The 17,291-nt window shown below is 63.8% G+C and carries 17 protein-coding genes; 5 read left to right on the forward strand and 12 right to left on the reverse strand.

Annotated elements, in window-relative coordinates:
• Positions 1 to 6: 6 nt before the first annotated feature.
• Together FJ936_RS25230 and FJ936_RS25235 are read right to left on the reverse strand one after the other, a co-directional pair.
• Positions 7 to 2,229, reverse strand: coding sequence for an AMP-binding protein (locus tag FJ936_RS25230; RefSeq protein ID WP_140791823.1), 2,223 nt, complete (start codon positions 2,227 to 2,229; stop codon positions 7 to 9).
• A gap of 103 nt (positions 2,230 to 2,332) precedes the next feature.
• Positions 2,333 to 2,740, reverse strand: coding sequence for a 4-oxalocrotonate tautomerase family protein (locus FJ936_RS25235; protein ID WP_015318530.1), 408 nt, complete (start codon positions 2,738 to 2,740; stop codon positions 2,333 to 2,335).
• 109 nt (positions 2,741 to 2,849) lie between these two features.
• On the opposite strand from FJ936_RS25235, the gene FJ936_RS25240 reads away from it, so the two are divergent.
• Positions 2,850 to 3,713, forward strand: coding sequence for a LysR substrate-binding domain-containing protein (locus FJ936_RS25240; protein WP_140718274.1), 864 nt, complete (start codon positions 2,850 to 2,852; stop codon positions 3,711 to 3,713).
• A gap of 217 nt (positions 3,714 to 3,930) precedes the next feature.
• Here FJ936_RS25240 and FJ936_RS25245 read toward each other — a convergent pair whose 3' ends face one another.
• Both FJ936_RS25245 and FJ936_RS25250 read right to left on the reverse strand, forming a co-directional pair.
• A complete protein-coding gene (locus FJ936_RS25245; protein WP_141907127.1) occupies positions 3,931 to 4,836 on the reverse strand; it encodes a DMT family transporter in 906 nt (301 codons plus the stop codon).
• Positions 4,837 to 4,896: 60 nt separating this feature from the next.
• Complete coding sequence (locus tag FJ936_RS25250; RefSeq protein ID WP_140617238.1) at positions 4,897 to 5,784, reverse strand: DMT family transporter; 888 nt, start codon at positions 5,782 to 5,784, stop codon at positions 4,897 to 4,899.
• Positions 5,785 to 6,121: 337 nt separating this feature from the next.
• Between FJ936_RS25250 and FJ936_RS25255 the strand changes: the two genes are divergently transcribed.
• From FJ936_RS25255 to FJ936_RS25265, 3 genes are all read left to right on the forward strand, one after another.
• Entirely contained in the window at positions 6,122 to 6,703 is a 582-nt protein-coding gene (locus FJ936_RS25255) for a VOC family protein (protein WP_140726392.1), read from the forward strand.
• A gap of 26 nt (positions 6,704 to 6,729) precedes the next feature.
• Positions 6,730 to 7,563, forward strand: coding sequence for a glutathione S-transferase family protein (locus FJ936_RS25260; RefSeq protein ID WP_140791960.1), 834 nt, complete (start codon positions 6,730 to 6,732; stop codon positions 7,561 to 7,563).
• 166 nt (positions 7,564 to 7,729) lie between these two features.
• On the forward strand, positions 7,730 to 8,437 hold the full coding sequence (locus FJ936_RS25265) for a LuxR C-terminal-related transcriptional regulator (protein WP_224593915.1): 708 nt from the start codon (positions 7,730 to 7,732) through the stop codon (positions 8,435 to 8,437).
• Between the two features lie 13 nt (positions 8,438 to 8,450).
• Here FJ936_RS25265 and FJ936_RS25270 read toward each other — a convergent pair whose 3' ends face one another.
• The 3 genes from FJ936_RS25270 to FJ936_RS25280 all read right to left on the reverse strand — a co-directional run bounded on the left by FJ936_RS25270 (position 8,451) and on the right by FJ936_RS25280 (position 12,410).
• A complete protein-coding gene (locus FJ936_RS25270) occupies positions 8,451 to 9,554 on the reverse strand; it encodes a polyamine ABC transporter substrate-binding protein (RefSeq protein ID WP_140791956.1) in 1,104 nt (367 codons plus the stop codon).
• Positions 9,555 to 9,623: 69 nt separating this feature from the next.
• Positions 9,624 to 10,730: an agmatine deiminase gene (gene aguA / locus FJ936_RS25275; protein ID WP_140791954.1), complete on the reverse strand. Its 1,107-nt coding sequence runs from the start codon at positions 10,728 to 10,730 to the stop codon at positions 9,624 to 9,626.
• A 162-nt stretch (positions 10,731 to 10,892) separates the two neighbouring features.
• A complete protein-coding gene (locus tag FJ936_RS25280) occupies positions 10,893 to 12,410 on the reverse strand; it encodes a peptidase S10 (RefSeq protein WP_140791952.1) in 1,518 nt (505 codons plus the stop codon).
• A 195-nt stretch (positions 12,411 to 12,605) separates the two neighbouring features.
• Between FJ936_RS25280 and FJ936_RS25285 the strand changes: the two genes are divergently transcribed.
• On the forward strand, positions 12,606 to 13,109 hold the full coding sequence (locus FJ936_RS25285; protein ID WP_015318520.1) for an OsmC family protein: 504 nt from the start codon (positions 12,606 to 12,608) through the stop codon (positions 13,107 to 13,109).
• A 50-nt stretch (positions 13,110 to 13,159) separates the two neighbouring features.
• Here the strand turns inward: FJ936_RS25285 and FJ936_RS25290 are convergent, their stop codons facing one another.
• The 5 genes from FJ936_RS25290 to FJ936_RS25310 form a co-directional block, all read right to left on the reverse strand.
• Positions 13,160 to 13,378, reverse strand: coding sequence for a hypothetical protein (locus FJ936_RS25290; RefSeq protein ID WP_015318519.1), 219 nt, complete (start codon positions 13,376 to 13,378; stop codon positions 13,160 to 13,162).
• A 169-nt stretch (positions 13,379 to 13,547) separates the two neighbouring features.
• On the reverse strand, positions 13,548 to 14,189 hold the full coding sequence (locus FJ936_RS25295; RefSeq protein WP_181173075.1) for a hypothetical protein: 642 nt from the start codon (positions 14,187 to 14,189) through the stop codon (positions 13,548 to 13,550).
• 78 nt (positions 14,190 to 14,267) lie between these two features.
• The gene (locus tag FJ936_RS25300) at positions 14,268 to 15,008 is read right to left on the reverse strand and encodes an SDR family NAD(P)-dependent oxidoreductase (RefSeq protein WP_140791950.1); all 741 of its coding nucleotides are present in this window, start codon (positions 15,006 to 15,008) and stop codon (positions 14,268 to 14,270) included.
• Positions 15,009 to 15,056: 48 nt separating this feature from the next.
• On the reverse strand, positions 15,057 to 16,526 hold the full coding sequence (gene purF, locus FJ936_RS25305; protein WP_015318516.1) for an amidophosphoribosyltransferase: 1,470 nt from the start codon (positions 16,524 to 16,526) through the stop codon (positions 15,057 to 15,059).
• Between the two features lie 104 nt (positions 16,527 to 16,630).
• On the reverse strand, positions 16,631 to 17,290 hold the full coding sequence (locus FJ936_RS25310) for a CvpA family protein (RefSeq protein ID WP_140791946.1): 660 nt from the start codon (positions 17,288 to 17,290) through the stop codon (positions 16,631 to 16,633).
• Position 17,291: the final 1 nt, after the last annotated feature.

A 17,291-nucleotide genomic window follows, 5' to 3' on the forward strand; every position in this document is an offset into this window, starting at 1 on the left:
TCCGACTCAGGCCGCCACGCCAAGTCCGAGCCGGTCGATCGCCAGCTTTCTCGTCGACACATAATCGGTCTTGCCGGAGCCGAGTACCGGGATTTCCTCGACCTTGACGATGTCGTTAGGCACCATCAGTTCGGCCGCTCCGGCCTTTTTGCCGAACTGACGCAACTCCTCGGCACTGGCATCGTCGGCGGTGGTGACCAGCACGATGCGCTCGCCCCGCCTCTTGTCCGGCACCGCCACCGCCGCATGGCGTTCTTCCGGCCAAAGCGACTGCACCAGCATCTCGACCGCACCCAGCGACACCATCTCGCCAGCGATCTTGGCGAAGCGCTTGGCGCGGCCGCGAATGCTGATGAAGCCTTCGCGGTCGACGGCGACGATATCGCCGGTGTCGTGCCAGCCGGTCAGCGGCTGGAGTTCGCCGGGGCGGTCCGCGGTCATGTATCCCATCATCATGTTCGGCCCGTCGAGCCACAACTGGCCGGCATCGTTGATGCCTTCGACTGGCTCCAGTTTCATGCGAATGGCCGGCAGAAGCCGGCCGACCGTGCCGTCGCGGCCGTGGATCGCGGTGTTGACGGCAACCACGGGCGCCGCCTCGGTCAGTCCGAAGCCCTCGATGATCTCGGCCTGGAAGCGTTCGCGATAAACGCGGCGGGTATCCGGCTTCACCGCCTCGGCGCCGGCGACGACGAAGCGCAGACTGGAGAAATCCCCGTCCTTGGCGGTGCGCGCATAGTTGGCGAGGAACGTGTCGGTGCCGAACATGATGGTCGGTTTCACCTTGCGCGCGATCTCGGGGATGAGCTTGTAGTGGAGAGGCGAGGGATAGAGGAACAGCTTTACCCCGGTGACCAGTGGCAGGATGGTGCCGCCCGTCAGGCCGAACGAATGGAACACCGGCAACACGTTGAGCAGGATGTCCGCTGGCGAAATGGTGATCCGCGCCTCGGCCTGCATGGCATTGGCGAGGAGATTCTTTTGCGACAGAACAACGGCCTTCGGCGTGCCTTCGGAGCCCGAGGTGAACAGGATCACGCCGGGCTTTGCCGCGTCCTGTCGCTGCAGCGGCAGGCGCCACAGCAAGGCGGCTGCAAGCTTGTCCAGCGTGGTGACGCTTTCGCGTACATCTTCCAGCCACAGCAGCCCGGCGCCGCCCTTCTCGACCGCGGCGACGATATCGGCGAGATCGGCCTTCTCGACGAAGGCACGCGAAGAGACAACGGTGCGGATGACGGCGGTGCGGACAGCCGCGGTGACGCTTGCCGGCCCGGCCGTGTAGTTGATCATCGCCGCCACACGGCCCGCCGAGAGCAGGCCGACGAGCGACAGCACGACGCCGTTGGCGTTGGGCAGCATTACCCCCACAGCTTCGCCCGGCGCCGTCACCGCCTCGAAGCGCCTGCCCAGCACCCGCGCGCCGATGAACATCTTGCGGTAGCTCAGCGCCCCGGAAATGACGTCCTCGATGATCGGATGCGAAGCGCCGATCCTGGTTGCGGCGTCGCGCATGGCAAGGAACAGGCCGCGGTCGAGGTCGGTGCCAAAAAGCCGGGCCTCCGCGACGCGGTCGAACAGCGCATTGGTGTTGGAAGCCTGGTCCGGATTGCGCGCCACCAGTTCGGCGATCGTCATCGGCTCCAGGACACTGATCGACAGCCGTGGAAACCAGTGACGCGGTGCCTTGTCCGCCGACGTCAGCGACACCGGCAGGTTGCGGGCGCCGGCGACGAAGATCGGCACGATGCGGGCGTCGGCCTGCATGGCGATGCGGGTGACGGCGCGGAACAGCCGAAACGTCTTGACGTCGGGCTCGACCGCGTCCGGCAGATAGACGGCCAGCCGGCCCTTGCCCTTCAGCACGCGCACCAGCCGGCGGCTGACGAAGACATGTTCGGCGTTGAAGGCAATGGTGCGGCCGAGTTCGCGCCACGGTTCGAGCCAAGGCGAACGCGCCGAGACCTCGTCGAGTATATGCAGCGTGTCGTCGGGCAGCAGCGACAGCATCAGCGCCGGCTCGAAGCGCGACTGGTGCGAGATGACATAGATGACCGGCACCTGCGCCTTGCGAGCGATCTTAATGCGATTGTCGCTGATCCGGTAGGCGAGCTTGAACGGTGCGTAGAGCAGCGCTTGGGTGAAGCGCAGGCCGAGGCGGAATTTTTCCACCACGCCGATCAGCAACCAGGCCACAACCAGACCCGCAAGCAGCGCCAGTGTCAGGATCATGCCGCGTCTCTCCCAACGATTTTGTCATTGCGGCTCTTGTGCGGCCGCTTCGGGGGCAGAGCCTAGCGGAAGTCGAGGCAAGGTCAATGCGGAAGGGGCGCCCTCACGCCGCGTTCAGCCGCCCGCTGATGAAACGGAACTCCTGCGTCTTGCCGCCGTAGCCATAGGCCGCTGCCGGAACCTCATGCACGAAAGCATAGCTCTCCTGGTGCACGCCGCCTAGCAGGCGGCCAAGGGCATCGAAGATCGCCTTGAGATAGGCCTCCAGTTCGAGCTTTGTGTTGGTGCCGTCGACCACCTTGATGTCGAGCCAGAATGTGTTGGTGCCGTGCTCGGCGAGCGACTTGCCGCCGGCGAACCAGTGCTGCGGATCGAGATAGGACACGGCAACTGCGGTGATCGTCGGATCCTTGCGCAGATGCGTGGCGGTGATCTCGGTTATTTCCCTGGCGATGCTGGCCGACAGGGTGGCGTCGGGCTTGCCGGTGACGCTGACATTGATGATGGGCATTCTTCTCTCCTTGGTTTTTAGCGGCGTGGGCGCCGTTGAAGACCATGCCATCATCTTTTGATCGAAAAAACTGAATTGTTTTCAAATGACGATTCGATAATATCGAATTATGGAAACGCTTGATCCCGACCTGCTCAGAACCTTCCTTGCTTTCGTCGACAGCGGTTCGCTGGCGCAGGCGGCGGCCAATGTCGGCCGCTCACCCTCGGCGGTGACGGCGCAGATGCAGCGCTTGGAAGAGATCGTTGGTGAGCCGGTTCTGGCGCCGCAGGGCAGGCGGCGCGGCCTGACGCCGGCAGGCGAGGATCTTGTCGGGCACGCCAGGCGTATTCTTGCTGTGCATCGCGAGGCCTGGCTGGCGCTGAAGGGCGCACGCGCTGCCGGGCGCGTCGCCATCGGCACGACGCAGGATTTCGCCGATAGCGGCCTGCCGGACCTGCTGCGTGCCTTCGCCTCCAGCCATCCCCGCGTCAGGATCGAATTGCGTGTCGGCCGCTCCGCCGAACTGGGGCAGGCGTTACAAGCTGGCAGCCTCGATCTGGCGATCGTCATGCGCCAGGCTGCCGTGCCGGACGAGGTCGGCGTGCTGCGCGAGCCGATGATATGGCTGTGTTCGAACAAGGGACTGGCCTCGCGGCAGGAAGAATTGCCGCTGGCGCTGCTCGACCCCTATTGCGGATTTCGCGAGGCGGCGCTCGCCGCCCTCGACGCGGCCGGCCGCCGCTATCGCATCGCTGCCGGCAGCGCCAGCCTGGCCGGGCTGCGCACTGCGGTAAATGCCGGTGTTGCGCTGACCTTGCGAACCCCGCGCTTTGCCCATTCCGGCATTGTCGAAGCGCCCCGCGAACTTGGCTTGCCGCCGGTTCCGATGGCTGATTTCGCGATCCGGCTGCGCGCCGGTGCCGATGCGCCCGCGGGCGATCTGGCGACGCTGCTCGGCGGTAGCCTCGCTTTGTCCGGACCGCTTGGTTGATTGGCGAGGCGCGAAGTTCCGTCGCCGGTCTTTTGGCATGGAAAGCCGACTTGCGGTCGACCCGTCTGTTGCAAAGCAAAAGCTGTCGCAAAGAAAAAGCCGACCTTGCGGTCGGCTTGGAGTAGGACGGGCCGAGGGGTTTGGGGGGACTTGGGGGGTGGCCCGTCACACTAATAATGTCCGGGCACGGTGATGGTTCCGTGACTTCCGAAATTTTTTAAGAAATATTTGAAGACGCCTGTCGCGAGCGTGCCTTCAGCCAATCGCGGCCGGCATGGGCAAAGACGGCGCCGAGCACGATGGCCCCGCCGACCATGCTGGCCATCGGCGGGATTTCGGCCAGGAACAGAAATGCAAACAGGATCGCGAACGGCACTTCCGCCGAACCGAGCAGGCCCGATTCAGGCGCCGGGATCAGCCGCGAGCCTTCCGTCCACAGAATGGAAGCCAGCGCGAAGGACGCGCCGAAGGTGGCAAGCAGGATGGCGTCCCTTGATGAGACCGCCAGGGGATCGGTGACGAACCATCCGAGTATGAACAGCAGGAAGGCCGAAACCGCGCCGGCCCACACAACGGGCGTGTCACGGAACGCGCGAACCATGATCATGTACAGCGCGCTGCCGGCCGTCATCAGCAGCGCCAGCCCGTCGCCGAACAAATTGCCGGTGGCAAAACCCGACCACACCATGATGGCGACCCCGCACAGCGACACCGCCGCCGCCACCATCGTCTGCAGCCGGAAAGGTTCGCGCACCAGCATCCAGGCCAGTACGGCGGCAATGAAGGGCGACGTCGCGTAGATGACCGCGACATTGGCGACGAAAGTGAACTTGAAAGCGGAAATGAAGGCGATGCTGGCCAGTGCGCCTTCGACGGCCAGCAGCCAGCCGCGCCAGCCAAGCCGCAGCGGTTCACGGTTGCCGGCACGGCGGCGGCGCCACAATACGTAGAGGCTGATCAGGATCGCGCCGACAAAGCCGCGCCAGCAGGTGATTGTCAGCGGATCGGCATGGATCGACTTGGTCAGAACGCCGGTCAGCCCGAATACAGCCGCCGAGGATGATACCAGCAGGATACCCAGCGTGCGTTCGGCGGTTTCCGCGGTGGCCGTGATCTCAGTCATGCCGGCAGCCTACCTTGCCTCGTCCTGACATCGTCGCGTCGGGAGTAGTGACCATCCACGTCAAAGCCGCTTGCGGAAATGTTCGCCGCCGACGATCAGCAGGCCGGCGGCGACGATAAGGGCGGCACCCAGGAACACTTCGCGGCGCGGCACGTCGCCCCAGATCGCGAAGCCGAGCGCGAACGCCCACAACAGCGAGGTGTACTCGAGCGGCGCCAGGATCGATGCCGGCGTACGCTTCATGCCCTCGAAGAGAAGATATTGCGCCAAGCCGCCGAGCGCACCGACGCTGGCAAGAAGCAGCAATTGTGCCGGGTCCGGCGTATGCCACCACGACAGCGCCGGCACCGCCGAAAAAACCAGGAAATAGAAATTGTTGAGGAGGAGCTGGATCGTCGAGCGCTCGGCAAGCGCCGTCTTGCGCAGAAGCACGATGGCGATGCCCCAAAGGCAGGCCGCCGTCAGTACCAGCAACACGGGCACGGACAGGCCAAGATGGGCGGGATCGCAGGCGACAAAGACGCCGGCAAAGCCGATCAGAACCGCCAGCCAGCGCAGAACGGGCACCTTTTCGCCGAGCAGGACCACCGATAGCACGGTGACGATGATCGGAGCCGCGTAATAGACGGTGGTCAGTTCGGCGAGTTGCAGGCTGCGGGCGGCATTGTAGTAACAGAGCCAGGCGGCGAGCGTGAAGGCGCTGCGCACCAGCATCGGCCGCACGATCGGCGAGCGCACCGTATCGGCGAACAGCGGCCGCCCGCCGATCACTGCGCAGGCGCCAAGAATGGTGATGCTGCGGAAGAACATGATCTGCCAGACGGTCATGCCGGTGACCAGCAGTTTGATCGAGGCGTCCTGCGTCGAAAACAGCAAATAGGCGGCGCCCGTCAGCAGGATTCCGGCGAAGACCCTTTCGCGTGTATCGAGAATGGCGATATCGGCCATAAGGCGTGCGCCTGCTTGAGTGAAGGCGGCCCCAGCCCCTGTCGGCTCCGCACCAGCCAGCTATACGGGCGAAATCCCGCACGGCGCTGCTCCAGGACCGCGCTTGCTTTTGGGGCAGGCGGCAGTGGCGCGAAATGCAGCCTGTCCCGGCTGCGGCTTCTGGCGCGGCACGGCCGATTGGTTTAGCATCATCTCATAAAGCCGGAAACGAAGGCAGGCGCGCAGAACGCCGGGGGACGGACATCGAATTGGCGCTCAGCTCATGCCAGATGTAGCATGTGCGGGCGCGGCGTGACGGGCCGCCTCTGCCAGAGCGGATATTGCGGGGAGAAGGCCGATGCAGAAACTGCAGTCGCAAGGCGTCCATCACATCACGCTGGTCGGTGCCGGTCGCCAGACCTCGATCGATTTCTGGGAAGGGGTGCTGGGCATGCCTTTCATCTTCGAGCAGCCCAATCTCGACAAGCCGAGCGAAAGCCATCTTTATTTCGATCCGGGCGACGGCCGGCTGATCACCATCTTCACCGACGAGACCCGCACGGTCGTGCAGCGCCGCACCCCGACCGACCCGGGCTGCGTGCATCACATCGCCTTTTCGGTGTCCCGCGTCACTTTCCTGCAGGCGGTCGCCCGGCTCGACGAGCGCGCCGTCAAACACAGTGGCGTCAAGGATCGCGGCTTCATGGATTCAATCTATTTCGAGGATCCGCTCGGCCTTCTGATCGAGCTTGCCTCTTATCGTTTCGAGCCGCCTGCAGGCTTCACCCATGCCGATGTGCTGATGGAGGCGCATAAGCTTCGCGTCACGCGTGGCGACTACAACATCGCCGAGGTGCATCTGGCTGATGCGATCCAGGCGCTGGTGGAACGCGCGCGCGCGACATTGTCGGCGGACCGGGCGCCCAAAAATCCATACTGAAGGCTGAACAGGCAAGGGAGGAACACGTGGCAAAAGCAGTGGCGAAAAGCGCAGGGAAACCGGCCGCCAAACCAGCGGCAAAAGCGGCAGCAAAAGCTGCGACCAAGACGGCGCCAAAGGCCGCCGGCAAGACCGCGGCCAAGGCCAAGGCGAAACCGGCAAGGAAATCGGCGCTGACCATCAGCATGCTGAAGCCGAGCGTCAACAACATGACCGTTCGCGTCTTTGCCCGCGCCGCCGGGCTCGACCATGCGGAGACCGATGCGTGGGGGCACACGCGCTCGCCCGAATACATGGCGCGTAATCCGGCCCACCTGACGCCGATGATCGAGGACAAGGGCCTGCCGCGCGGCGTGCTGTGGGAGAGCTGCGCCATCATGCAATATCTTTCCAACAAGCATGGGCTGGAGAAATTCTACCCGAAGGCGCCAGCCAAGCGGGCGATGATAGACAGCGCCATGTTCTATCTGATCGGTACGCTTTATCCCTATGTCGCGCGCGCCACTTATCCGGCGCTCGGCTTCCCGCAATATGCCGGCGAAGTCGGTCACAGCGACGCCCACCCGGATAGGAAATCGGAGGCGCAGAAGGCCGCGGTCGCCGCCATTGCCGAGCCGCTCGAGGTCTTCCACTCCTTCTTCCGCGATGGCAAGCCGTTCATCGGCGGCAAGAACCCGTCGATCGCGGACATCCGTCTTGCGGCAACGCTCGAATTCCTCGCCGTCATCGACTACGCCCTGCCCAAATGGGCGAAGGAATACATGGCTGCGATGGAGAAGAAGCTCGGCAAGGCCTATGCTGGTCCGGCCGGCGACGTGCGCGGCTACATCGCCCATGTGAGGTCGCAGGCCAAGGCGTGAGTCCAACCAGTCGATGGTGCGATGAGCTGCGGAAGCGGCCGCCGGACTGATCTCACCGGCGACCTCGCGGTTCCCCGCCAGCTTGAAGTTGGCGGGGCTTGCGTTAGTCTGGGCGCGGATGCAGTCGAATTTTTCTCTCGACCGGCTTGAACGCTGGAGTGGTGGCGTGGCCGCCGCGGCCCTGGCGGCAACGCCCGAAGACTTGTCGGCCCGCTTCAGCGCAGCGGCAAGGGTGCTGCTTGGCTCGGATCGTGTCTATGTTGGCTTCTATCGTCGCGACATAACATCCCTGACCATCGACGATGCCGGACCCGATCGCTGGAACCGCGACTATGATGCGCGCGTCTATCGCCAGGATCCGTTCTTCCAGAGGTTCGCCAGCACCAGACAGGATTTCCTGCTGCCGTTGTCGGCTCTCAGCCAAGGCGATTTCCAGCGCACGCCGTATTACCGCGAATTCTACGGGCCCTCCGGCAGCTTCGATGAAATAACCGGCGTGTTCAACCTCGACGGACTGACCGCCGGCTATGTAACCTTTCTTCGCCGGGAAGGCGCACCGCGTTTTGGTGAGCGTGATCTGGCTGTGGCCGGCGCGGCGAGCAGCGCGACAAAGCTCATTCTGCAAAGGCTGCTTCATTTGTGCCGTCTTCGCGACAAGGGTTCCGCAATCGAAGCCGCGGGGTCGCAACTCAGCGCCCGGGAAAGGCAGATCGCGCGGCTCCTGATCGAGGGTGGCAGCGCCAAGACGATTTCGCGAAACCTGTCGATTTCACCCGGCACCGTGCGCAACCACATCAAGCAGGTCTACCGCAAGCTCGGTGTGCACTCCCAGGTCGAGCTGTTGGCCATAGGCTGGAAGGCCTCGCCCAACTGATGGTTCGCCAGCTTCACTGTCCCGTCACGACGCGTGTCCACATGCGGTTTTGCAGCCGCAGCAGCTTTGCGTCGTTGTTTTCGACCACGAACAGCTTGGCCTTTACATCGTCAGATGGGAAAACGCCGGGATCCTTTGCGACGGCCTGATCCATCAGTGGCAGGGATTCCGGGATCGCATTGGCATAGGAAACATAACTGGAATTGGCCGCTGCGATATCGGGCCGCAAGTTGAAATCGATCCAGGCTTGGGCATTCTCCGGATGCGGCGCATCCTTCGGCACGGCCATCGTATCGAAGTTTATCAGCGTGCCTTCCCTTGGAATGGAATATGCAATCTCCAGCTTCTTCGCGGATTCCGCCGCACGGGTCTTGGCCTGCAATATGTCGCCCGACCAGCCCAGCACGACACAGATGTCGCCATTCGCCAGGTCGTTGATGTATTTCGACGAGTGGAAGTAACGGATATAGGGACGCACCTTGCCCATCAGCTCTTCGACCTTGGCGAGGTCGTCCGGATTGGTCGACCTGGGATCGATGTGGAGATAGTTCATAGCCATAGGAATGATCTCCGCCGGAGCATCGATCATGGCGACGCCGCAATCGGAGAATTTCTTGACGACGTCGAGGTCGAAGACCATGGCGAAGGAACCTGTCGGCGCATCCGGCATCCGTTGCTTGACGGCAGCGACATTGTAGCCGATCCCGTCTGTGACGGCCATGTAAGGCACGGCGTACAGGTTCTGCGGATCCGCGCCCGCGATCAGCGACAAGGCTTGCGGATCGATTTTCGAATGGTTTGAAAGCTTCGATCTGTCGAGCCGCAGGAAAGCGCCTGCCTTCACCTGGTTCTTCAGGAACGGAAAGGCCGAGGGATAGACCACGTCATATCCCGAGCCGCCGGTGAGCAGTTTCGTCTCAAGGACCTCGTTGCCGTCATAGACATCGTAGCGGACCTTGATGCCCGTCTCCTTCTCGAATTTCTCAGCCGTGTCCGGGGCGATGTAGTCGGACCAGTTGTAGACGTTGACCACCTTCTCATCGTCCGCCCGGGCGACACCGAAGCTGATGCCGCAGGCAAGCGCGGCGGTCAGGATTGGGAAGAGCAGAGCGCGCATGGGTATCTCCTTTTGCCTGGCGGGCCGATGCGGCGCACCGTTCTGATTTCACTTCGGCACGCTTGCCGCTCAATGCCGGTGGGGCGCATAAACGGGTAACGTGATACAGGCGACATTGCCGCCTCCGAGCAGAATTTCGCGGGAGTTCTCGATGCCGACAATCTTGTGGTCGGGAAACAGCGTGGCCAGCTGTTGCTTTGCCCTCCCGTCAAGATCGCTGCCGAATTCCGGCACGACCACGACGCTGTTACCCGGATAATAGTTGATGTAACTCGCCGCGATCCGGTTGCCGGTCGGCCGTGCCCAGGTCGAATCGACCCGGTCCACGCTCTCGCTTTCTTCCATCGTCATCTCGATCGGCAGGGGATGGTGCAGCCGATGAACCTCCAGGCGACGGCCACGCGCGTCGCGGGCCGAGCGCAGCACCTCTTCGGCTTCGCGTACGATCTCATATTGCGGATCGTCCCGCTCGTCGGTCCAGCTCAGCGCCACGACGCCCGGACGAACGAAGCAGCAGAGGTCGTCGACATGGCCATCCGTCTCGTCGAAAGCAAAACCGCGCGGCAGCCAGATGATTTTGTCGACGCTGAGATAGTCGCCAAGCTGTTGTTCCACCTTCGCCTTTCCGAGATGGGCATTACGGTTGCGATTGAGCAGGCACTGCTCGGTTGTGATGAGCGTGCCTTGGCCGTCGCATTGCAGCCCGCCGCCCTCGGCGATCAGCGGTGCGCGATAACGGTCCATCCTCTCGATCTCGAGGACCTTTTGCGCCACGAGGTCGTCGAGATCCCAAGGCGAGTAGAGGCCGCCGTCGAAACCGCCATAAGCGTTGAAGATCCAATCGACGCCGCGCACTTCGCCTCGAACATTGACGACGAAATTGGGGCCACTGTCGCGCAGCCAGGAATCATTGGTGGACATTTCCACGACGCGCACATGGCTGGGCAATCGCGCTCTTGCGTTCTGCCACTGGCGGCTGGATGCCGCCACCGTCACCGGCTCGCTTTGCGCGACCGCCGTAGCGACATTGGCGAACAGCCTCTGCGCGGGCTTGGCGCCCAGACGCCAGGTGTCCGGCCGTTCTGGCCAGATCAGCCAACAGCTCGATTTGGGTTCGAATTCGCCAGGGGCGCGAAACCCATCCTGCCTCGGTGTGGTCGAGAGCGTATGTGACATTGTGGGACCACCGGAAAATGGAATGACGAAACCTTGCCCGATCAGACGGTTTTGGGGCCTTGTCCGTCAATGTCCCATTTGGGACAGCTTGATCACTGCGCCCGCCACCGGGCCTGCATCGGCGCCGGGCCTTGGTTGCCCGGAGACTCGATGTCCCGTTGTCTACTGGGTTGCCTGGTAAAGCTCCGAAGCGGCCTGCTTCAGCGCGCGCCGTCCGTCCGGTTCGAGATACATCATGTGCCCACCTTCAACGACGTCGAGGCGGATCGGCCTGGCGCCGGCGAGCGACGGGATCTGGCTGACCAGATAACGCGACGCCAGATAGGGAGTGACGAGATCGGTGTAGCCGTTGACGATGACGACGCCCAGCGCGGGATTCAAGGACCGCGCCCGTTGCAGATCATCCATCACACCGGCATAGCCCTGGCGCGAGGCGCTCGTCCCGTAGTCCCAGTTGTGGCTGATATCGCCGTTCAGCAAGCGGTAGCTGACATCGGTGCCAAAGTTCAGCTCGTCGCGCGCGTAAGCGACAAAGGCCGAGGTCAGCGCCGGCACACTACGGTCCAGCACCGGATCGGGGCCAGCGATACGGGCACTCTGGGGAGCGATGTCCGCCGTCGCGATCATGCCGTCATAAGGGCTGAGCACCTTGCCCGTGGCACGGCCAAACTCCCTTGCGAAGAGCGAGGTCGGGACGCGGGCGAAGTTGCGGTGAACGAGGTCGAGAGGCAGGCCGGTGATCTCGGCCACGCGATCACCCGCCAGCCGTCCGCCTTGCTCCAGCCCACTGGTGAGCGCACTGAGGTACTCGCCAAGTGCATAATGCTCGACCTCGGCGAGCTTTTTCCGCAAAGTGTCGCCGCTGACACCTTCACTGCGCAGGCGAACCGCGGCGAGGGAGGGTAGTTCGAGAGCCCAATGCAGCGGCTCGAATTCGTCGGGCTGCACCAGGGTGAATTCCAGCGCCGGCGAGATCAGCACGATGCCGCTCGGGCTGATGCCGATATCTTCCTGTAGCGTCCTGGCAAGCAGTGCCGCCCGGAATGCGCCATAGCTCTCACCGGCGAGGAACAGCGGAGATCCCATGCGGCTGTTTTGGGCGAGATAGAGCCTGATGAAGGCGCCGATCGAACTGGCGTCCTGGCTGACGCCCCAGAAGTCGTGCGTATCCTGGCCGGGCGCCTCGCGGCTGTAGCCGGTTCCCACCGGGTCGACGAAGACGAGGTCGGTCATGTCGAGCCAACTGTCGGGATTGTCGATGAGCTTTTGCGGCGAGGGGAGGAATTCCCCGCCGGCTCCGGTCGCCACGACGCGCGGTCCGAGCGCGCCGAGATGCAGATAGGCTGAAGCGGCGCCCGGGCCGCCGTTGAACACGAAGGTGATTGGCCGCGGTGCTTCCGTCGCCACGCTCTCCCGCGGCTTCAGCGTATAGGCAACATAGAAGATCTCCGCCGTGATCTCGCCCTTGCCGGAGAGCAGCGGAAGCGTGCCGGCCTTTGCCTGATACCGCAGGCTGCGTCCGCCAATGGTGATCGAATGGTCGGTGATCTCAGGTGACGGCAGCAGTGAAAGCACGCCGCCCGCGGGTGCCGGCCGCTCCGCCGTTTCGGCCAGGAGAGGCTGCGCGAAACCGGCAAGCATGAAGAGGACAAGGGAGACGAGTTTCAGCTTGGAACGCATGAGACCTCCGCGGAAAAGACTCCCGCATAGCTATGGCCGAGGCGGATGAAGTCAAAGGGATCAGACGATGGCGCGCCCACTGCTGTTGTTTCCGCCGAAACCAGTTCCTGACAGCTTGGGTCGTCATGTTTGGATTGCCTCACACGTCTCGCAGGACCATGCTATCAAAGCAGAAAGCCTGTCGGAGGAACGAAAATGGACGCAACCGAGCTGAAGGCCATGCAGGCGCCGCTGAAGCAGGCCTACCGCGACGACGCCACGCAAGCACTGATCACTCTAAGGGCAAAGGGCTCGATCGACGAACAGTCGGTGGCCTGCAAGGTGGAGACGGGCAGGGCGTTGGCAATCGCCGGCCTTCATCCGGCAACAGGCGGCTCGGGGCTCGAACTGTGCTCCGGCGACATGCTGCTCGAGGCGCTGGTGGCGTGCGCCGGGGTGACGCTGAAGGCGGTCGCGACGGCGCTCGAATTCAAGCTCGGCGCCGCTACCGTTGAAGCCGAAGGCGACCTTGATTTTCGCGGCACGCTTGGTGTCGCCAAGGATGCGCCGGTCGGCTTTCGCGCCATTCGGCTCAATTTCAATCTCGACACGGCGGAGCCTCCGGAGCGCATTGATTCGCTGCTGAAGCTGACCGAGCGCTATTGCGTGGTGTTCCAGACCATCAACCAGAAGCCGGAACTGACGGTGAGCGCGCGGTGATGAATCACAAGGCCCGCGGCAGCGGTCGCGGGCCTTGTGATATCTGATGCTTACTGAGCTGCCGGCTCTTCGGCGTCGCCTTCGTCGGTGAAGGGCGAGGCGCTCGGCACGCACTGCACGGACCAGCCGGCGGGTGTCGGCTGCTTCTGATACTCGGTGATGGCGGCGGTGCACTGTTCGCGCTTGTCGAAGGTGCTGGGCAGCACGACCATGCCGCCCTGCGGGCCGGCGATTACCAGATACCAGACCAATGCTGCGGTCGTAGCCATGGAGTTTTCCTTGTTCTGCCCAGATCGGGCTCTCGTTGCGGGATTCGTTCGATCCTAACAACTCCTCGGAAATGACGAAAGCATGACCGCCCAGCGGCTTCTCCCCTCAGATCACAGCCGCGTGATGATCCGTCGGGTTCCTAGCTGCGGTATTGCCCTCCGCCGTGGTTCAGTCGGTCGCAAAGCAATAGAACAGGCCGTCGCCGCCTGTGCCTTTCAGCGCCTCCTGGCTGCAGCCGCCACGCGAGGCATGCGAAGAATTCCACGACTTCGCCGCCGCCGAATCGTCGAGACCGGTGCGGTCGTGATGGCCCATCATCGCCGCCCCTTCGGAGCCGCTCATCGTCCAGTCGCCGCAGGTCTGGTCGGCGATCCTGGTGCCGTCGGGCTTGGAGCCGGTCAGCATGTCGTGTCGGTTGGGCGTATCGCCGCGGCCGTTGACCGTCTCACCCTTCTCGTTCAGCGCGGTCTGCTTGGTGATGCCGTTGGCGTCGCTGTGCAGCGAGGCGACATCATCGGCGATCTTGGCGCCCTTGGCGTTGAACCAGGGCCCCTTGCCGATGCGATCGCGCGCATCCTCCGCGCTGGTCGAGAGATATGCGTGCCAGGTCTTGCCGGTGACGCCGGCGGCTTCCGCCAGCGACGCGCAATGGGCATCCGCGCCCTTCAGGCCGCCGAGATCGCCCCCCTTGCCGGAGCCGACGCTGGTGACGAAGAAACTCATCTTGGTATCTTGGGAAACGGCCACGCCGACCGTAGCTCCAAGAGCGGCGGCAAGGGCGGTGGCGGCAACGGTGGCGAGTCTTGGCATGTCGGTCCTCCGGTTTCGAATGTCCCACGTCAGAAGAACGTAGCCGAAGGCTGTTTTAATCCGTTTCGAACCCGCGTTTTATTCCGGTTGCCGGTAGGCGACGAAGCGGTTGTGCTTGGCCTGGAAGATCAGGCCGGTCTCTTTGAGATCCGGGCTGGCCAGCGGCACGATGCGTTTGGCGATCTCGGAGGGGTGCGGCAATGTCTCGGGATCCTCACCGGGCACGGCTTGTGCGCGCATCCCGGTGCGGGTGGCGCCGGGGTCGGCTGCATTGACGCGCAGCGGCAGACTTTGCGTCTCATGCGCCCAGGAGCGCATCATGGTCTCCACCGCCGCCTTCGATGCCGCGTAAGGCGCCCAGAAGGCGCGCGCCGAATGCGCCGCGTTGGACGACAGGATAATCGCCCGGCCGGCATCCGAAAGCCGCAGCAGCGGGTCGACCGAGCGGATCAGCCGCCAGGTCGAGGTGACGTTGATGGTCATCACCTTTTCGAAGGTCTTGGCCTCGACATGGCCGATCGGCGAGATGACGCCAAGCACGCCGGCATTGGCGACGAGGATGTCCAGCTTGCCCCAGCGCTCGTGGATGGCGCCGCCCAGCCGGTCGATACCGGCCATGTCGGCGAGATCGAGCGGCACCAATGTCGCCTGGCCGCCGGCCGCCTTGATCTGGTCGTCGAGTTCTTCCAGCCCGCCGACGGTGCGGGCAACCGCAATGACATGCGCGCCGGCCGCAGCCAATTCCCTGGCGATGAAATAGCCAATGCCGCGCGAGGCGCCGGTGACGACCGCGACGCGGCTGGTAAGGTCGAGGGTCATGCGATGGCTTCCGGAACTCTGGCTAAGGCTGATGAGGATCCGCCAATTCTACGACCCGCTTGTCGCCAGAAGCGATAGCGTGCGCACATTGTCGTGGCCTTCGAAGTCGAGCAGGCGGGTCGGGTACTGGCCGGTGAAGCATGCATCGCAGAACTGCGGCTGCTCGTCGTCGCGGCTGGCCTCGCCGACGGCGCGGTAGAGACCGTTGATACTGAGGAAACCGAGCGAATCGACCCGGATGAACTCGGCCATCTCTTCCACCGACATGCGCGAAGCCAGCAGCTTCGACTTCTCCGGCGTGTCGACGCCATAGAAGCACGATGCGCTGGTCGGCGGCGAGGCGATGCGCATGTGCACTTCCTTGGCGCCGGCGTCGCGCACCATCTGCACGATCTTCTGGCTGGTGGTGCCGCGCACGATGCTGTCGTCGACCAGCACCACGCGCTTGCCCTCGATCATGCGGCGATTGGCGTTGTGCTTGAGCTTGACGCCCATATGGCGGATCGAATCGCCAGGCTGGATGAAGGTGCGGCCGACATAGTGGTTGCGGATGATGCCGAGTTCGAAGGGAATGCCCGCCGCCTGGCTGAAGCCGATTGCCGCCGGCGTGCCGGAATCCGGCACCGGTACGACGATATCGGCGTCGACCGGATTTTCCTGAGCCAGTTCCGCGCCGATGCGCTTGCGCACCTCATAGACATTGCGGCCCTCGACCGAGGAGTCGGGTCGGGCGAAATAGACATATTCGAAGATGCAGAAGCGGGTCTTCTGCGGTTCGAACGGGAACAGGCTCTCAATGCCCTTGGAGGTGACGACGACCATCTCGCCGGGCTTCAGGTCGCGCACGAAACGCGCGCCGATGATGTCGAGCGCACAGGTCTCGGAGGCCAGGATCCAGGCGCCGTCGAGATCGCCCAGCACCAGCGGGCGGATGCCGAGCGGATCGCGGCAGCCGATCATCTTCTTGGCCGTCATCGCCACCAGCGAGAAGGCGCCCTCGACCTGACGCACCGCGTCGATGAAGCGCGAGTTGAGGTCGCGCTCCTTGCTGGTCGCGACCAGATGCAAAAGCGTCTCGGTGTCGGAGGTGGAGGAGAAGATCGCGCCTTGCTTCTGCAGCGCGCGCTGCACCGTCATGGCGTTGGTGAGGTTGCCGTTATGGGCGACGGCAAAGCCGCCATCGGCCAATTCGGCGAAGAAGGGCTGGATGTTGCGCATGCCGGCGCCGCCGGTGGTCGCGTAGCGCGTGTGGCCGATGGCGCGGTTGCCTTGCAGGCTGTCGATGACGCGCTGCTTGGTGAAGGTGTCGCCGATCAGGCCGACATGGCGTTCGACATGGAACTGGGTGCCGTCATAGGAGACGATGCCGGCCGCTTCCTGACCTCGATGCTGCAGCGCATGCAGGCCGAGTGTGACAATGGCCGCCGCATCCTGCCGGCCAAAGATGCCGAACACGCCGCACTCGTCATGGAAATGATCGTCAGCCTCGGCGGAAAGCACGTCGTCTGCGTCTGCCATCTTAAGCTCCGCTAAAATCGCCATATAAGGCGGTCGCGCGTCGAAAGCAACGCACCGCGTGCGATCGTTCACATGGATCGATCGCCAGACGCCCCGTTCGGACCTCAGTTCGCGGGCGCTGGCGCCGGCTTGGTGGTGTTGTCGGCAGGACCGGCGTCGTTGTCGTCGGGCGCTGGCGCATTGGCGTCGTCGCCGCCGGCTGGTGCATCCGCCGCCGGTGCGTCGGGCGCGACGGGCGTCTCGGCGGCCGGCTGATTCGGATTGAGCTTCTTGAGGATGGCGTTTTCCGGGTCCTCAGGCAGCAGGCTCTCGAGCTTGGCGCCGATCTGTTCCAGCAGCGGCCGCGACTTGGCTTCCGTGACCCAGGCCGGGGCCTTGGCGCCGGCCAGCCAGTTGAAGAACAGCAGCGCGACAGCGACGACCAGGACGCCGCGCGCGGCGCCGTAGAGGAAGCCGAGCGTGCGGTCGAGGGCGCCGATGCGCGAATCGATGATCCAGTCGGCAAGCTTCATGGTGATGACCGAAACCACGATCAGCGCGATGATGAAGACCACGCCTGCGGCCGCCGCCATGGCGATCTTCTCATTGTCGATATAGGGCTTCAGGTAGGGCAGGACCGGTTTGTAGAAGAAGAAGGCCGCCGCCGCCGCCGCCGCCCAGGAGACGACCGAAAGCACCTCGCGCGAAAAGCCGCGAACCATGGCGAGCATCGCCGAGACCAGGGTGAAGCCGACGAGAATTCCGTCAAGCAGCGTAATCGGCATG

The sequence above is a fragment of the Mesorhizobium sp. B2-4-13 genome (assembly GCF_006658535.1).
GTDB lineage: Bacteria > Pseudomonadota > Alphaproteobacteria > Rhizobiales > Rhizobiaceae > Mesorhizobium > Mesorhizobium australicum.

Coding starts and splice junctions, on each gene's coding strand:
- FJ936_RS25230 (WP_140791823.1), bottom strand. CDS start 2,229: ATGATCCTGACACTGGCGCTGCTTGCGGGTCTGGTTGTGGCCTGGTTG.
- FJ936_RS25235 (WP_015318530.1), bottom strand. CDS start 2,740: ATGCCCATCATCAATGTCAGCGTCACCGGCAAGCCCGACGCCACCCTG.
- FJ936_RS25240 (WP_140718274.1), top strand. CDS start 2,850: ATGGAAACGCTTGATCCCGACCTGCTCAGAACCTTCCTTGCTTTCGTC.
- FJ936_RS25245 (WP_141907127.1), bottom strand. CDS start 4,836: ATGACTGAGATCACGGCCACCGCGGAAACCGCCGAACGCACGCTGGGT.
- FJ936_RS25250 (WP_140617238.1), bottom strand. CDS start 5,784: ATGGCCGATATCGCCATTCTCGATACACGCGAAAGGGTCTTCGCCGGA.
- FJ936_RS25255 (WP_140726392.1), top strand. CDS start 6,122: ATGCAGAAACTGCAGTCGCAAGGCGTCCATCACATCACGCTGGTCGGT.
- FJ936_RS25270 (WP_140791956.1), bottom strand. CDS start 9,554: ATGCGCGCTCTGCTCTTCCCAATCCTGACCGCCGCGCTTGCCTGCGGC.
- aguA (WP_140791954.1), bottom strand. CDS start 10,730: ATGTCACATACGCTCTCGACCACACCGAGGCAGGATGGGTTTCGCGCC.
- FJ936_RS25280 (WP_140791952.1), bottom strand. CDS start 12,410: ATGCGTTCCAAGCTGAAACTCGTCTCCCTTGTCCTCTTCATGCTTGCC.
- FJ936_RS25285 (WP_015318520.1), top strand. CDS start 12,606: ATGGACGCAACCGAGCTGAAGGCCATGCAGGCGCCGCTGAAGCAGGCC.
- FJ936_RS25290 (WP_015318519.1), bottom strand. CDS start 13,378: ATGGCTACGACCGCAGCATTGGTCTGGTATCTGGTAATCGCCGGCCCG.
- FJ936_RS25295 (WP_181173075.1), bottom strand. CDS start 14,189: ATGCCAAGACTCGCCACCGTTGCCGCCACCGCCCTTGCCGCCGCTCTT.
- FJ936_RS25300 (WP_140791950.1), bottom strand. CDS start 15,008: ATGACCCTCGACCTTACCAGCCGCGTCGCGGTCGTCACCGGCGCCTCG.
- purF (WP_015318516.1), bottom strand. CDS start 16,526: ATGGCAGACGCAGACGACGTGCTTTCCGCCGAGGCTGACGATCATTTC.
- FJ936_RS25310 (WP_140791946.1), bottom strand. CDS start 17,290: ATGCCGATTACGCTGCTTGACGGAATTCTCGTCGGCTTCACCCTGGTC.